Annotated in this window: 10 protein-coding genes and 1 pseudogene; 10 read left to right on the forward strand and 1 reads right to left on the reverse strand. The window is 51.1% G+C overall.

Annotated elements, in window-relative coordinates:
* Positions 1-75 precede the first annotated feature (75 nt).
* Both GZZ87_RS18345 and GZZ87_RS18350 read left to right on the forward strand, forming a co-directional pair.
* Positions 76-2772 (forward strand): hypothetical protein, encoded by a 2697-nt coding sequence (locus GZZ87_RS18345; RefSeq protein ID WP_162025903.1) that lies wholly within the window; start codon positions 76-78, stop codon positions 2770-2772.
* A gap of 116 nt (positions 2773-2888) precedes the next feature.
* Positions 2889-4718, forward strand: a complete 1830-nt coding sequence (locus GZZ87_RS18350; RefSeq protein ID WP_162025902.1) for a sulfatase — start codon at positions 2889-2891, stop codon at positions 4716-4718.
* 70 nt (positions 4719-4788) lie between these two features.
* Here GZZ87_RS18350 and GZZ87_RS19825 read toward each other — a convergent pair whose 3' ends face one another.
* A complete protein-coding gene (locus GZZ87_RS19825; RefSeq protein ID WP_244648077.1) occupies positions 4789-5679 on the reverse strand; it encodes a PA14 domain-containing protein in 891 nt (296 codons plus the stop codon).
* A 320-nt stretch (positions 5680-5999) separates the two neighbouring features.
* On the opposite strand from GZZ87_RS19825, the pseudogene GZZ87_RS19935 reads away from it, so the two are divergent.
* The 8 genes and pseudogenes from GZZ87_RS19935 to GZZ87_RS18395 form a co-directional block, all read left to right on the forward strand.
* Positions 6000-6095: pseudogene (locus GZZ87_RS19935) on the forward strand (hypothetical protein); the annotation flags it as partial.
* Positions 6084-6314, forward strand: coding sequence for a glycoside hydrolase family 30 beta sandwich domain-containing protein (locus GZZ87_RS18365; protein ID WP_348534093.1), 231 nt, complete (start codon positions 6084-6086; stop codon positions 6312-6314). The pseudogene GZZ87_RS19935 and the gene GZZ87_RS18365, both read left to right, overlap by 12 nt.
* A 143-nt stretch (positions 6315-6457) precedes the next feature.
* Entirely contained in the window at positions 6458-6775 is a 318-nt protein-coding gene (locus tag GZZ87_RS18370; RefSeq protein ID WP_162025899.1) for a hypothetical protein, read from the forward strand.
* Positions 6776-7048: 273 nt separating this feature from the next.
* The gene (locus GZZ87_RS18375) at positions 7049-9355 is read left to right on the forward strand and encodes a hypothetical protein (RefSeq protein ID WP_162025898.1); all 2307 of its coding nucleotides are present in this window, start codon (positions 7049-7051) and stop codon (positions 9353-9355) included.
* Positions 9345-11753: a LamG-like jellyroll fold domain-containing protein gene (locus tag GZZ87_RS18380; RefSeq protein WP_162025897.1), complete on the forward strand. Its 2409-nt coding sequence runs from the start codon at positions 9345-9347 to the stop codon at positions 11751-11753. The genes GZZ87_RS18375 and GZZ87_RS18380 overlap by 11 nt, the downstream gene beginning before the upstream one ends.
* A 122-nt stretch (positions 11754-11875) precedes the next feature.
* Positions 11876-12652, forward strand: coding sequence for a PEP-CTERM sorting domain-containing protein (locus GZZ87_RS18385; protein ID WP_162025896.1), 777 nt, complete (start codon positions 11876-11878; stop codon positions 12650-12652).
* 547 nt (positions 12653-13199) lie between these two features.
* Positions 13200-13970: a PEP-CTERM sorting domain-containing protein gene (locus GZZ87_RS18390; protein WP_162025895.1), complete on the forward strand. Its 771-nt coding sequence runs from the start codon at positions 13200-13202 to the stop codon at positions 13968-13970.
* Between the two features lie 434 nt (positions 13971-14404).
* Positions 14405-16642 carry a sulfatase gene (locus GZZ87_RS18395; RefSeq protein ID WP_162025894.1) on the forward strand — a complete coding sequence of 746 codons (2238 nt, stop codon included), beginning with the start codon at positions 14405-14407 and terminating at the stop codon, positions 16640-16642.
* Positions 16643-16649: the final 7 nt, after the last annotated feature.

Here is a 16649-nt window from a genome sequence, read left to right on the forward strand (position 1 = left end):
TGCTACCTTCCTCCGATTGAAATGAATACGATTTGTTATCTTCTGCTGCTAGTTTTACCAGGGCTGCTCTTCGCTATGTCAGAGCTTCAATTCGATCGTTCGGCTCGACCAGAAAAACTGGTGCTAGGCGATCAGGAGGTAATGTTGCCTGGTGCTTCGGGAGCCTTTACACTGCGTGATGCTGCTGGCAAAGAGGTGGCTCTCAGTCAGATCGAGACTAAGGGGAATGCGATCAAGGTTTCAGCCCCCAGCGGGTCGCCGAGTTTTACCTTTCAAATCGAGCCCTATCCGAATCATTTGGCGATTCATTTGCTAAACGCTCAGGGCATCGGAAACGGTCACGATTACAGTTTGAGTTTATCGCTCAATACGACCGATGTCGCTGCGTATACGCTCAATGATTATATGACGACCAATGCTGGGGATCGGCGCAGAAACGACACCCAGTTAAACTGGCCCTACCTCTGGGCGTGGCCACGTCCGAACGGAACCCATGGCAGTGTCGTTCTCTACGATGGCACCCTCGAAGGGAGTGCTAGGGATGCGGTGTTAGCTGAAATCTGGTCGGTGCAGAGCAACGCGGGGCACATGGTGCGCCCTGCGGGACAACCGCGGTGGTCTGAGGCAGATGTATTGGCTTGGGTGCAGCGCTGGGTGGAGAAGTTTGAGACGATGGTGAATGTCTGCCTTGCGCCTGAGAGTGAGGAAGAACTCTATGAGATGACGGAGCGATTGGTCATTCCTCTTGGAGCCAGCCGAGTCTATATGTTTTCGACTCATTGGCGCGGCGAATACCATATTTTCGACATGACCAACGAAAGCGTGCAGGGAAAAGCCTTCCCTGAAGGCAAAGCATCTCTGCTGAAGTATTCCAATTATCTGGCGAAGCATGGTGCGCACTTACAACTGAAAAGTCTCGTCCCACACTTGGGGCGCAATAACGAGCGCTACTTTTCGGAGTCCCATTGTGAGACTCGCTTCCTGAGTTGGGGCTCTGGGAAGTTGATCGAGGATATTGATACCAGTGCCACAACCATCCTGTTTCAACCGGGTCCGGACTATGTTTGGGAACAGGAAAAGGGGTTTGTCCGCATTGGGATCGAGATCGTCCATACCGAGACAATCACGATTGATGCGAGCAGTGGGGTCTGGACGCTTTCAGGCTGTGAACGCGGATATGCTGGAACGTCTCCGCATGCGCACAAAGCTGGTGATGAGATCGTGGGCGTGCTGGATTCGTATAGCTTCTTTCATCATGCGGACGACTTTGGTCAGCCGAACAGTCTAGCAGAGGAAATACTCAATCCCTATGGGGACTTCCTGAATGAAATGAACGTCGGGCATCTGCATTTTGACGGCACCGGCCATAAAAAGGAAGCACCCTGGTATCTCCGCAATTACACCGACTACCTTTACAGTCGAGTCGATCAACCCGTCACAGGAAGTGTTGTCGGCGGAGCCATGAAGGCCAATTTTGAGCGGGAGTTCAGTATCGCCGAACAGGCTCGAAAAGCCACAGGGTATTGGGGGATTCGGATCGGACCTCGCCTTCACAACATGGGGAGAGGCGCCGAGAAGGCGCAGCGCAATTTTGCCCCGAATATGTTGGATATGCATTTTGATATCGCGGATCGAATTTTGCTTGGCGGTCGCAGACCGAATTTTACTGGGGGGCGCAGTGGCGGCATTCTGACGATGAATATCCTCGAGGAGTATGGTTTCATGGATGAGGCGCTTGCGCTCTACAAAGATTGGGTCGTGCTGGCACCGGTGTATGATGATGCCGATGTCGAATACATTAAGACTCAAATGAAGAAACGCCGAGGCAGTAGTCACTATGAAGGAGAGGATACTCTGGTGCTTAGTCAAAATGTTGCGGGTGACTACATCTATACGCCTCACCGAGTCATGGGGCGGACCTCAGGGGAAGATCCGCTCATTCACATCGACCAAGAATGGGGGTCAGTGCCGCGCTACCAGCAGATTAAAGCGGGCACGACCATGGAGCTACTCAATCCCTATGACGCACAGGAACCGCAAGTGGTGATCCGTATTGAGGAAAGCTCCGAGGCGCTGCAGGATCCCTTGGTTCGCTTGAACGATGGCGGCGGGCTTGCGGTCACTGGGGTGGTTCAACCCGGCGAATACATGAAATTTGAAGGAGGCGACAGCGTGAAGGTCTATGATAGCAACTGGAACTTGAAGCACACCTTACCAGCAAATGCCCAGTCTTTCATTTTCAAAAAGGGGAACAATACCGTCACCGTATCAGGTGGTAGTGGTGCTGCCACTACAGATCTCAAAACCCAGTTTATCACACGCGGCCCCGTGTATGTTCTAGAGACGAACAAACATCTCACAGGAAATCCAAGAAGGTCGGAGGGCATCAGTTATCAGGCCGAAGCGATGCAATTGAAGGGTTATCAAGTCGGTGAGAGCTCGTCCGCGGAGGGGGGGCAGTGTATTGCAACGACGGGGAGCGGTATTGCGTCTCAGGAATTTACTGGCGAAGCGGGCGTTTACACCATCGCAGTGTATTATTTTGATGAGTCCGATGGGCAGAGTTCGTATGCACTGCGCGTGGATGGTCAGACGCACGACTCATGGATTGCCAATTCTCTACAAGGCACCACTCGGATCGATGCGGCCTCGCTGGCTATTCGAGAAATTCAAGGCGTGTCGTTGAAACCGGGAGCGTTGATCGAGATTGGTTCGATCGCCAACGGTTCGGAATACGGAGCGATTGATCAGATTATCATCTTTAAGCAGTAGCATCATTTTGAAGATCCCACTTATAGAAAGAGACCGCTCGCTTGGCTAAAACATCTAAGAAAGAGAAATCGCTGCGCTATTCATCATAGAGCAGCACACCCCCCCCAAAAAAAACAATGAATCTTCTAAAACAATGCCTGTGTGCACTCGTGCTCTCGGCTTCGGTGCTGTATGCCGCGCCCAAGCCCAACGTAGTCATCATTCTAGCCGACGACCTAGGCTGGCAAGATCTGAAGTGCTATGATGTGGATGAGCCTTCGCCATATGACTCGCCGTATCTGGATGCCTTTGCCGAGAAGGGTGTGATGTTTTGGCAGGCGTATTCGCCCGCGCCCACTTGTGCGCCTACGCGCTGCGCGATCATGAGCGGGAATCATCCGGCTCGCGCGCAGAAGACCCACGTGGTCGGTGGCAAGCCGCCGTCTGCACGGAGTAGTCGATCGCGGATGATGGACCCATGGTATAGCGGTCGTATGCCGGAGGATACCTTTACACTCGCTCGGGCGCTCAAGGCGAACGGTTATACCACTGGACATGCGGGCAAGTGGCACATCGCGATCGATCACAGTGCCTTCCCGCAGCCCAAGGATGTTGGTTTCGACTACACTCGCTCTAGTCGAGGTGCGCACAGCGCGCGTGGCCTAGATAATCGACTGAAAGGGTTTGCTACCACGGCAGAGAATGACCCCTATCGCTTGGACGCGAATGGTTTTCCTTACCACCAGAATAATGAAGATGCGCTCACGTTTATCCGTGAGAATAAGGAGGATCCTTTCTTTCTCTACTACTGCACATGGCTGGTGCACTCACCGATCGTAACGCGTAACGAGGCTTTGCTGAAGAAGTATGCGGAGCGTATGGGAGTAGAGCCGACGCTCAAGAATGACAAGAGCATGCAGGGGCAGAAAAATCCCTTCTACGGGGCGATGGTGGAGTCGCTTGATTATTATGTAGGGCAGATCTTGAAGTATTTAGAAACGACGGAAGACCCACGCTGGCCGGGGCACATGCTGAGTGAAAACACTTATGTTATCTTTGCCTCTGATAACGGCGGTGTGAAAGGATACACCGACAATACCCCTTTGGATAAAGGTAAATCGTCCGCGAAAGAGGGGGGCACTCGCGTGCCAATGCTGATCGCGGGGCCTGGTATTTCCGCTGGCGTGCAATCGGATGTATTAGTGAACGGCCTCGACTTTTATCCGACCATTCTGGGGTTGACGGGGGCGACTCTGCCGAAGGACAAAAACCTCGATGGCTGTGATCTCGCGCCGCTCCTTTTGGGCGACTCGCAAGACCCGACACTAGTGAAGTTTCCAGATGGTTCGGTGCGCGATAGCATGATGTGGCACTTCCCGCATGGTAGTGATCTCGAAAGCACATTGATCGCCGGAGACTATAAGCTGATTCATCACTATGATCACGTGAATAATGACGGAACACCCGAACTCGCGCTATACCAGCTTTACAAAACTGAGAATGGCAAAAAAGTGCGAGTGGATATTGAAGAAGCGAATAATATCGCCAATCAGATGCCTGAAAAATCAGCAGCGATGGATCAGCAACTTGCGCAGATGCTGACGGAGATGCAGGCGAGCTATCCATACTACAACCCGACAAATAAAGGCCTCCCTGGGCAAGATGAGGTCTGCACCGTTCTATCTCATAAAACGAAGGGCAATACGGTTGGTTTCGTGTTTAAGGAAAACGGCGCGAAGGTGGTGCGTGCGGACTTACTCTATACGCTGAACGGTGGCGATAAGCATGAAGAATGGTTCCGAACTCCAGTTGCGCTGAATAGTAACAGCACCGCAGTGGTCGAACTGCCTGCTGGCACGACACACTATTACTTGAACTTGGTGGATGAAAACGACTTTCTCGTGAGCTACCCTGAGATTACCAATCCAAAGGGCGGCTTCAACAGTCAGGCATTATCCGTAAAGTAAGTGGGTGGGCTCCTCGGCGCTAGACACCGGATTCGAGTCCGTGCTATTGAATCTTTTCCGGCCTTCTTACCTAATCGATTTGATACTGTATGTATTCTTTGAGGTCGAAAATTTTCCACTCTTCGGAGCCTACCTTTCGGTAGTCCAACACTAAGCCGAGCCTTGTGGCCGGCCCTTGATAGTAGACGAGCTGAAAGCGACGTAAGCCTTGCTCTAGTTTGTAAGTGCCTGACTTCGCCGACATACCATGCGTGCCATCGTTGTTTACCACAAGCTTTCGGTCGATGAACAACACGGATCCGTCATCGGATGCGAGGCGGAATTCGTATTCACCAGCAAGTTTCGCTGGCCAGAACAGTTTCACTTCAAAGTCCACGGCAAACCACTCGAACTGGTCCGTAACACCCGGAAATCCTTCTTTGAAATCCTGAGACGGTAGGTTGAGGACATGATTGTAGATTTTGGAGCCCTGGCGTCTGCCAGGTTTCAGCCCTACTATCTTATCTTTTTGATCTAAGATCCCTCGAATTGTATTAGGCTTGAATAAATAAACGGTGCCTTCCCACGCGTGCGCCATTTTTTTAGTCGTCCCAAAGCCTTTAATGTCGGGAAAGCGGCTGACGGCTTTGCCGATGCCTGCGCCAAAGCTTAGGCTTCCGCCCCCTGTGGCGCCGAGTCCTGCACTCACAGTGAAGCTTTGATCCATTGATGGCAGGTCGACATCGATATTGGCCACGGAGATGTCTGCTACCGGACGCATCTTTAGATGGTTCATCGGCTGAGATGTGGGCGGCTTCGGTTGGATCGTCACCTTTTGTTCTTTCGGCGGTTCAACGTTTTCGACAGCGGGAACCTCTTCGAATTGCGCGTCTTCTTGGATGACGATATTGGCCACGGTGATGATTCCAGCAACGAAGGCCGCACCAATGTGCAACACTATGCTGATGACGATAACCTTCATCAGCATAGGATTTATTTTATTCTTTCTAGGGGGTGGTAGCATAGCAACAAGGGAGTGTGGGGTGGGGGCCTAAGAGTGTCATTATTTTGTTACTAATTGCAACATGTTATGACATCTTTGTAAGTCCTGAATGGGACTCATTGTCTTATCTTCTTCGAGGAGATTGAAGACCACGAGTGCGATACTACCGTCAGGGTTTTTGAACGCGGTTCCTTTACACGCCATTTTAGCAATACGCGATCGATGTGATTACCGACCTGAATCATGGATCGATTGGCTATATCGAGTGGTGCATGATCTGAAGTCGCACAGGCGGGCCAAAACCCTATAACAACTTCAATCGTGCGCCGGTGTTGATTGATCCAGTCGAGGATACGGTGCTCTATACGCCGCTGTATTATTTGTTGGCACACTTTAGTAAATATATCCGTCCAGGTGCGGTGCGTGTCGGGTTGGATGCCGCCTTGCCGGAAGGCGTGTGGGCGACGGCTGCGCAGAATCCAGATGGTTCGTTTGCTGTGGTTGTGTTCAATGATAATACCACGCCGCGATTCATCGAAATTGACTTCGGTGGGCAGCAGGTCGCGACACAAGTATCCGCCGATAGTCTGCAGACGATCCTGTATTTGAATTAGCTGAATTTAAGTAAGTGCATGGCTGGATCGACTCTGGGTAGGACCCTCTCGAGCGGCTGTCTCAACAATAGAATAACGTCTACTGTCCGCATCACCATTTTACGGATGGGGCCATCTGCAATATGCTTATTTGCTAAGGCGTATTGAACATACAGACCGAAGCAGAATTCATCCGTAAAAACCTGGACGACGACATCGTGGTAAGCGCGAGCATGAGGGTGCTCGTTCCTTCCCAGATGGCTGCGAGGACTGATTCGTTTCTAAGGGTATTTTTTAAGTTCATCGTCGATTCGCGTAACATGGTCGATTCGACATTGTTTGTTCTGAGATGGTTCTCCAGTTCACTGGTGTGGCACGGGCTCCTCGGAGAGAGCCTGTTTTGCGCTATCGAGCATGCTCACCTGCCATTCGACCAGCTCATGGTTACAAAGCAGCAGGAGACGCATGCCCCGCAATTTTGAATCAGAGATTCCCCAGTGCGCCTCAACAGCCATCCCGCTACACAACGATGAACCATTTTTTAGCCACTGTGGCCATCCATGAGCGTTGGTGCTTCTTTCGCGTAAATGCGCGATGCAATTGTTTGTGAATTTAGGTATAAATTTTAGGCTGACGGCCGAACCTATGTGGATTCGGCTGTTCTGAACATCTTCTTCCCCAAAGATGAATATATGAAGTTTGGCTATTCTCCCTTGTCGCTTTTCTGTGTCCTACTGTTTCCTGTGCTTCAATGTATGGGAGCGTCCCACTTTACCTTCGACTCCTCGGCTGAGCCCGCGAGCTTGGTTTTGGGTGGGGTGGACCGTCTGAATCAAACGTCCTCCGATGGCTTTTACCTGCGGCATTTTGATGGCAAGAACGTTACTGCTACGCAATTGACTCACGTGACCTTTGATGGAGACACGTTGACTGTTTCTGAATCGGGCGGATTGCCGCAGTTTACCTTGCGTATTGATACGTATGATCAGCATGTATCGATCCATTTGATCGAAGTGGAGGGCATCGGTGATTCACGCGCGTATGGGCTAGTCTTGGAGTTGGATACGAATGCTAATATTGGCTTGAGACGACTCAGTGATATTGTGGAAGTGTCGAGTTCCAGTATCGTAAGGTATACATCTGCGGCCTCGATTCAATGGAGATACCTGTGGGGTGAGGCGCTAGATGGTAACCTAGGTGGCGTTGCGATTTTTAACGGCACATTGACTGGATCGAACTTAGATGCTGCTCTGGCTGAAGTGTGGGTGACTGAAGACTTGGCTCGACCCGCCGGGCAAAGCTCCTGGACGGAGGACGATGTCTTAAACTGGGTCGCGGATTACGCGGCACAAAACAACAGTATGAATGAGGTGATGTTGGAAGCAACGTCGCTTGAAGACCTCTACGAATTGACTGATAGCTTGGCGATTGCGCATGGGGTGAAGCGAGTCTACCTGCATACCAAAACATGGCGCGGCGAATACTGGCCGAAATACAATTCGAGGGTGCACGTGAACACGGACGTCTTTCCCGCGGGTAAAGCGGATTTGCTGATTTATGCGAATTATCTCAAGAGCAATGGCATTCATCTGCGCTTACATAGTGTGAGCTGCGGCATTGGAGAATATGATCCAGATTACATTGTCGGCGGTGTGGATCCACGGTTGGCCTCTTGGGGGAGTGGAACCTTAGAGCAGGGCATTGACTCATCTGAGAGGCGTATTCTATTTCGCCCCGCGGAGGATACTGAGATCCCTTTACTGGGGCAGGGGATTGCTCATGTGGGCAGACAGTTGGACTATGAGTATTTGAAAATTGGCGAGGAAATCGTCAAAGTAGGGGAATTTATTCAGACGGAAGACGATGTCTGGATTCTGGAAAATTGTATTCGCGGTCAGGATGGCACGGATTCGGCCGATCATAGCGCTAGCGCTGAAATGATCGGCTTGTATTGTTCGTATGGCAGAAACTATATTCCGGCATACGATTTAGATCAGCCGGATAGCTTAATGGATGAGTTGGCTTTGGAATATGCAACGTTCGTCAATGAGCTACAGCTGGGGCATCTGCATTTTGATGGCCCGGAAATTCATCGAATTCATCCATGGGTGGAGCGTGACTTACTGGATCGTATTTATAGCTATGTGGATCACCCGACCACCTCCAGTCGGGTGGGGCGCAGTATTGCAGCGCACTTTGAACAGGCTTTCAGCGCAGTGCGGGACGATCGCTCTTACGATTATTTTCCTTTAGAAATTGGGATACGTCTAGATGAGCCAGACAATCTCCCTGCAACCAGTCTATTAGACACGTCGTTTCATATCCAAGAGGGGGTCATGCTCGGTGGACGCCGTCCACAATTCACAGTCCCGCAAAGCGGCTATGCAATCAGCAAAGAAGAGGTCGAGGATCATGGCTTATTCAATGATACCTTGGAGCTGTTTCTTGCATGGATAGAGATCGCGCCGGTATTGCATGAGGATGATGTGGATTACATCGATACGTTCATGGAGAGAACTACAGGCAGTAACCACTATCAGAGCGAATATGTGCTGTTGCTTAGTCGAAATACCAACGGGGATTATGTCTTTACGCCGACTCTAGTCTTGGGGCAAACCTCTGGAGTCGATGACCCGTGGTATATTCACCAAGAGAAGGGCTCGGTCACTCGGAAGCAGGCGATCGTCGCAGGTGATACGCTGTTGTTAGATAACCCAGAGGCGGCGCAGTCATTGCAATTTGTCATTCGAGTCGATCAGGATGCGACGCAGGTGTTGACGAATCCGAGCATTGAAATTGACGGAGGCACCGGCAGTCTGGCGGTTACGGGCACCGTGAATGCCGGAGAGTATCTTCAGTATGAGGGAGGATCTACGGCACTGCGTTATGACGTGAATTGGAAACTACTGGAAACGTTGCCCGTGGTTGTCACTAACTTCACGGTCGTGAGCGGAACCAACTCGGTGCAGGTTATCGATGGCGCAAGTGCTGCAGTCGATCTCGAAACTCAGTTTATTGTAGAGGGAACAGATTATGTATTGGAGGCAAATAATGCACTGTAATCTGAAAACATGCTGTTGCTCCTTTGGCATTCTTGGGGTTGCCGTGAGTGGACTTTCAGCGCTGGTGATCGAGGCGGAAGATGCCGTGATCACGAGCGCAGATATCAAGGCCGATGTCGATGCATCGATCGGGTTCTATATGGATGGAAAGGAAGGCTTTAACCTGAGCTGGACGGTGAATGCCGAAGGCGGCAGCGAAGCTTTGGAGTTTCGTATTAAGGTGCCGAGTAGCACGCGTTCGATGGGAGTCTTCGTCAATGATTCACAGGTCGGTGTGGTGAGCAGCTCCTCGACCACGTGGGAGGCTCAGACCGTGAGTGCCGTGCTCAACAGTGGCACTAACACGATTGAGCTGCGTGACTCCGAAGGCACCGCCGAATTGGATGTGGATTATCTATCTGCTGATTCCATTTCACTCGTTCGTGACGGTGTGTATCTCGAAGCCGAATCGATGTCGCTGGATGGCTATGTGCTGGAATCTTTCGACGAGGCCTCCAATGGGAGTCTGGCCAGACTCAGTGCTGCCATTGGTTCGGTTGAGACCACGGTCTCTGGCATTTCAGATGGCAACTATGATCTGGGAGTCGATTATTGGGATGAGTCAGATGGCGTTTCAGCCTTCAAAGTGTTTGTGAATGATGACCTCGTGGATGCCTGGTATGCGGATCGTTTCCTAGGGAACGCCGGAATCGATGCATCCAATCGTATCCGCCGCGAAATTAAACAGGTGCCGCTCGAGTCAGGCGATGTGATTCGTATTTTCTGTGCGGTCGACGGCGGCGAACTCGGACGAGTCGACGGTATTGAACTCCTCACTCCATTGACGCCTAGCGCGCTCTATAGTGCAAATTGGAACACGGATGGCACCCTTAGCGATTTGGTGTTAGCAGGCGTCGAACATCTCGACACATCCAATGAGTCGGGGATGCAATTGCGGGTGTTTGATGGATATGCGGTCGATGAGCGCGCTTGCGATGATGGCACTAGCCGAGCGATGGTGGTGGATCTGACAGATACGGCCATCGGTTATGCCAAACTTACCGTGCGCACGGATGTGTATGGGCAGCATATGGTCGTGCGCCTTGTCGATTGCGTGGGAATTCCTCGCAATGACGATTCGATTAATTTTCAATTACAGATTCCGTTTTTAACGGCGTTTAACGTCGTTGCGTTGGATGATGAGATCGCAGTCGAGACGGTGGATAACACGCTGATTGTAGATTGGAATGCACTCTCGACACGTGGGCGATTGCCCAGTGGTGGCATTGCGCTGTATGCCAATGGGAGTGAGCAAGAAAACGAAAGCGCGCTGGAGGAGATTATCGCGACTCATTTCCATCTAGGAGGATCGACTCAAGGGATTGTCGCACATTGGAGCTTAGACGAGGGAGGTGGCACCACCGCTCTGGACAGTAGTGGCAATGAATATGATGCGACTGTCCCTGCTGGATTTTGGGATGTTGGCATCGATGGCTCGGCATTGCGCTTTCGTGGCAGTGGCGATACGGCACTCATTCCCTCTGCGGCATTCTCGGACATTGACAGTCAGATCAGCATCTCGCTGTGGGCATATGGCGGCACCACTCAACCCGCAGAGGACTCTGTCTTCTATGCCGAAAATGAAACGGGCGATCGTGTGCTCAATATTCATCTGCCTTGGGGAAACGGTAAGGTTTATTGGGATGCAGGACGTTCTAACAAATTCGACCGAATCAGCAAACAGGCGGATGAGGTGGATTATCAGGCGACATGGAATCACTGGGTGTTTACAAAGGACGCAATTGCGGGGGACATGAAGATATATCTCAACGGCAGCCTCTGGCATAGTGGCACCGGATACACGAATCTGATTAGCGGAATCACTGAGGCATGGCTTGGCAGTTCGAATGAGCCTGAGGTTCGAAGCTACGATGGCATGCTCGACGAGGTAATTCTCTACAATATTGAATTGAGCGAGGTCGAGGTGGGGCTCTTATATGACAACTACATTTTGCCTCAGGATTACAGTGCCTGGCTGCTGAACTATGCGGAGCTGGGCGATACCACCTTTGCGGGAGATTCAGAACAGGACGGCATTCAGAACGGGATCGAATACGTGCTCAATGGGAATCCCGCGCAGGTTGGCGATACGATCCTGCCGGAGTTGGATGTCGCTGGGGAGCACTTTGTATTCACCTTCAAACGCCGTGCAGAATCCGTTCCATTCACGTCGCAAGTCTTTCAATACGGCTCCGATCTTATCGGATGGACGGATCTAAGCCTAGAATCTACGGACGCGCCCGAATTAGTGTTTGGCTTAGTCGTCGAAGGGCTGCAGTCGGTGACTGTCACTCTTAGTAAGGATCTTGCAGTTGATGGTAAGTTATTCGGCCGTTTGAAGGTGGATCAGCTTCCATAAAAACTAGGGGGGGCATATAAAATACTCCGCATCGCGTATATTCGCGATGCGCGGGCTTCATGGAAATGGTAAATTTAATAGGTAAATACCTCAACTTTCATTAACCCCAACAAGAAAGCATAATGATAAAAACAGTCACGCTATTATCCCTCCTCGCGACCGCATCGATTGCGCAAGCCGCGTTTTATGTGAATGCTGGTAGCCCATCACCAACCGTAGGTGAAGGGCCTCTAGGAGCCGATACAAATTATCTCGGATATGGCACACCGCACGAAAATCCCACTTCTGGACAGCTGACAACCTATAACGCGGTTTCTTTTGCCGAAGGCGGACTGGCAGGCACCTACGATGTGGGTGTGGCATTTAGCTGGCCGGATGCAAATGATGGTGGTGGCACTGTTGATATTAACGACACTAAGCAGTCTTTTAGTCGCTCTAACGTTCAGGGTTATGATGTATTCTGGCAGACTTGGGTAGGCATCGATATTCGGACTGAGAATGGCGGAATCGGCGGTGGTGATAGAATGACACTCAGTTTGACGGGGCTGGAGGCAAATCAAGCCTTCACGTTTACCTCTTATCACGCTGATACCCAAGACCAGGCTGGCACTTTCTTAGTGGATCAGACACCTTCGGCTTCGGAGACGTCTACTTCGCCATTTGCTTTCCCGTCTATCGACGATGATGCGCTCGCCACTCCTTGGGTTACAAATGCCTACAGCTTTGACGTGACCAGTGACGGACTGGGTAATTTAGATATTACGTTTACACAAAATAGTGGCACATGGATCGGCATTAACGGCTTTGATCTGGTCGCAGTTCCGGAGCCATCCTCCTTCGCCTTACTCGGCGGTCTGCTTGCGCTCTCTGCTGTCGCGATGAAGCGCCGTCGTGCATAGACTCTGAGTGTGCCGGAGTGAGGTAACTCTCATTCGAATCTCTTAATTTTCAGAAGCCGTGTGAGTCGTAAGACTGACGCGGCTTCTTTGTGCCTGGGGGGGGAGGGGGGGCTTGGCTGAGATCCGGCTGGTGTGTGATACCAAATCGATGAATCATTGATCTGCATGCGGACGTCGTTCGTAGTCTCGAAAGTAGCCTGACATGTGCCAGTCGCACCTTCACGCGCGGTGCAGAATCCGTTTCGTTCACTACGCAAGTTTTTCAATACTGCTCCGACCTTATCGGATGGACGGATCTAAGCCTCGAATCCACCGACGCCGCTGAGCTAGGCTTCGGGTCTGTGGACTGCAATCTGTGATCGTTACTCTTAGCAAGAGCCTCTCGATCGATGGTAAGCTCTTCGGGCGTTTGAAGGTGGATCAGTTTCCATAGAAGCTGAGGGTGGATAAAAAATGGGACACCTCGCGCAAATTCGCGATGTGGTCATGCCTTGAATCAGGTATTCTATGTTAAGTTACCAATCATTTAACTCCCCCAAAAATACATATGAAAAAAACAGCAATACTAGTGTCTCTTGTCGCTTGGGCATCGATCAGCCAAGCAACCGTCTTCTACTCTCAGGACTTCTCTGGAAGCACTCCAGTGGACCAATCAGGGGCCATTAATCCGATAGTAGACGACACATACTACGCTTCGACCGGTCAAAACATTACCGGGGGAAGTTCTGCCGCGCAAGCGACTAACGGTGACTACACGATTAACCTTGGTGTCGATAATGCCAATGCTGAACGCGGATTTGTTTTCAATTCGACCGATGACGCTATTACAGGTCAGGCAAGCAACTCAAATAGCGCGAATGTGACGAACACTGTCCCTGGCTCCGGGTTCGCAGCAATTGATGTAGGTTATACATTTACAACAGGTTCGATCACTATTGATGATCAGGGGACTTTGCGCACTGGAACGGTATTTATCAATGCGGGAGCCTTCAACGTCGGCGGCGAGTTCCTCAGTCTTAACTTGCTCAAAGTTGAAGAGAACGATGCGACGGGTGAAGTCAATCTAGTCATCGACTACAACGCCTTTGGCGATTTTGGAGGTGGTAATGAAACTATCAGCCTAACCACAAACTTCGGAGTAGCCAATGATGTTACGGGCTTATCAATTGCTCCCCTCACGAGTAGCAATGACGCAGCAATTGAAGAGGTTTACACTCTTCAGTTGGTTGCAGCATCTATCCCCGAGCCCTCATCCTTCGCCCTGCTAGGTGGTTTGTTGGCTCTCTCTTCGGTCGCGATGAAGCGCCGCCGTGCATAGACTCTGAGTGCGTCGGGTATGAAGTGAATTCTCCCCGATTCTCATAATTTTCAGAAGCCGTGTGAGTCGTATGACTGACACGGCTTCTTTGTATTCGGAAGTCTGATTGCAGGCGGTGTTCTTAAACGGGTGTGATTTTGGTCGATGTCAACTTATCGCATGCGTAGCGACCTTGCTATGCCCGTGGGTGCTTTAGGCGTCGAACGTCAGAGTCAGCACGAGACGCCACCGCAGCCAGCACGACGCACTGCATCTAAAGAACGCAGCTAATTTAGGCTTCAAAGTGTTCAATCTGGCACCCTGCTCAATCTGAGTTCATGCCAGACCACTTTAATGCCCTAAAAGTCATTTTTTAGCCGTATTTCGAGTATATACGCGATTACATGATGCTCTATTTGTGTTAGTATATTTGTTTTGTAACCGCCCAAATGTAAATGAACCCTATTAAATGTAAATCCACCTCGTTGGTTTTCTGTGTCACCGTCGTTGGCACCACGCTATTCGGCCTGCCTGTCCTGAGCAAAGCCGAAGGGCCGAAACCAAACATCGTTCACATCTTAACCGATGATTTCGGCTGGCAAGATCCTGTCTGTATGGATGTGGATGGCGACACGCCGTATGAAACACCGAACTTGGATCGGCTGGCTAAGCATGGTCGTAAGTTTATGCAGGCGTATTCGCCGTCGCCGACCTGCGCGCCTTCACGGGCGGCCTACATGTCCGGCCAGTATCCGGCCAACACAGGTATATACCACGTGATGGGTGGCAAGCTGCCGCGCGCCTATTCTCCCCACTTTTCGTATATCAATCCATTTTACCGTTATCGGCTTCCTTTGACAGAAATGACGATTCCAAAGGAGCTGAAGAAAGCAGGCTACACGACTGGCCATGTCGGTAAATGGCACTTAGGCGGCCGTAGTAACGGCTATCCCTTTCCGGGGGATTATGGTTTTGATATCGGTTACGTCGATGATCTGGGTAAAGGCGGCACCTATTATCCAGATCCCGATATTTGGGGGCCGAGAAAGCAACTTCGTAACCAGCACAACGGTTTGGCGAAATCGATGAAGCCGGATCGACTCACAGGTTGGGCAACGGATGATCCTGAGGATCCGTTCCAACTCGGAGAAGATGGGCGCCCCTTCGATAAGACGCTCGATGTCGCACTCAAATGGCTAGAGAAGCATCACAGCGAGCCTTTCTTCCTGAACTACTGCACCTACTATGTGCACGGGCCGATCCAAACGCGTGATCGCACGCGGTTTGAATATTATCTCAAAAAAATGGGCTACGAGGATTTTCCCACTGACCCTGGCACCATCAACCGCGGCCGCGGTGGTAAGACCGATCCATATTATGCGACGATGGTGAACGAACTCGATTGGATGATCGGGGAAGTGATCAACTATCTGGAAGCAACGGATGATCCGCGGAATCCTGGGCATAAGCTGATCGATAATACCTACATTTTTGTTAGTTCGGACAATGGCGGACTAGTGAGTCGAAGTGGCGGAACGGTCACCGATAATTCGCCGCTTCGCGAAGGCAAGCAGGACCCTCATGAAGGTGGTGTCCGTATCCCGTTCATCGTGCGCGGTCCGAATATTCCAAAGGACTCTGTTTGCGAAACGCCGATTTCGTTGATCGATCTCTATCCCACCTTTGTTGAGCTCGCTGGCTTGCCCGCATCGGATAATGAGAAGTTGGATGGCTGCAACATCCGTCCTTTGCTGGAAGGGCAGGACACCGTCGCTCGCTTTGCTGACGGCACGCCACGCGAAAGTATTTATTTTTATTTCCCGATCGAGTTGTCCTCGGCGACAGCGATGCGCAAAGGCCCGTGGAAAGTATATCGCAATCTCAGCCCGGGTAATAACAAGAGCCCGTTGGTGGCCCTGTATCGACTATACAATGAGGACGGTTCGATGGCGGATGTCGGAGAAAGCAATAACCTCGCGGATCAAATGCCTGAGTTGACCAATCAACTATTGGGCGAACTCGATGCTTTCCTGAGTGAGTCGGACGTGTCCTATCCGTATAAAAATCCAACGATTGAGAGCCATCCTGGACAAGACCGCATTCCGTCCGTAGTGGCACGTGGTGACGACGGCGACCGCATTTGGGTCGAAGTCGAAACTGGTGCAGACAAATCGGAGATCGTTGAGGCGAAATTGCTCTACACCGTCAACGGTGGCAAATTTGATATTTCTCGCGGACGCCGTGAAATGTGGTTTGAGGAGCCGACCCAGATGAAGGGCGGGCGTATCGAAGGCACCGTGCCTCCAGGCACATCGCATGCCGTTTTCTGCATGACAGATAGCGAAGGCTTCCTCGTGATGTCCGAAAAGCTACCGTCCTATAAAGAAGTGTCCTCAAGCAATTCGGACTCTTCATATGTCCAACATGCGTATCCGTTCCGTCCGGGGCTGTATGCGTTGATCCAACTAGGCAAAGATGCCTCAGTCGCTTTGAAAGCCGCAAGTAAGTCCGATACTCAACTCTCGAAATCCTTGGCTAAAGCCGAGGCGCTCTACACCGCAGGTGAGGGCTCCGACGATCAATACGTCTCCACCATTCGTGGCTTGCGAAACTCGATCCGCGATCTTAAGGGCGTGGTGCCCCAAGCAGACAACTATTACATTAACCTATTCCGTCAGACTGACGCATTTTAAACCTAAA

Origin of the sequence: Lentimonas sp. CC4 (genome assembly GCF_902728235.1) — a bacterium.
GTDB lineage: Bacteria > Verrucomicrobiota > Verrucomicrobiia > Opitutales > Coraliomargaritaceae > Lentimonas.

Coding starts and splice junctions, on each gene's coding strand:
- GZZ87_RS18350 (WP_162025902.1), top strand. CDS start 2,889: ATGAATCTTCTAAAACAATGCCTGTGTGCACTCGTGCTCTCGGCTTCG.
- GZZ87_RS19825 (WP_244648077.1), bottom strand. CDS start 5,679: ATGAAGGTTATCGTCATCAGCATAGTGTTGCACATTGGTGCGGCCTTC.
- GZZ87_RS18380 (WP_162025897.1), top strand. CDS start 9,345: ATGCACTGTAATCTGAAAACATGCTGTTGCTCCTTTGGCATTCTTGGG.
- GZZ87_RS18390 (WP_162025895.1), top strand. CDS start 13,200: ATGAAAAAAACAGCAATACTAGTGTCTCTTGTCGCTTGGGCATCGATC.
- GZZ87_RS18375 (WP_162025898.1), top strand. CDS start 7,049: ATGGGAGCGTCCCACTTTACCTTCGACTCCTCGGCTGAGCCCGCGAGC.
- GZZ87_RS18345 (WP_162025903.1), top strand. CDS start 76: ATGTCAGAGCTTCAATTCGATCGTTCGGCTCGACCAGAAAAACTGGTG.
- GZZ87_RS18385 (WP_162025896.1), top strand. CDS start 11,876: ATGATAAAAACAGTCACGCTATTATCCCTCCTCGCGACCGCATCGATT.
- GZZ87_RS18395 (WP_162025894.1), top strand. CDS start 14,405: ATGAACCCTATTAAATGTAAATCCACCTCGTTGGTTTTCTGTGTCACC.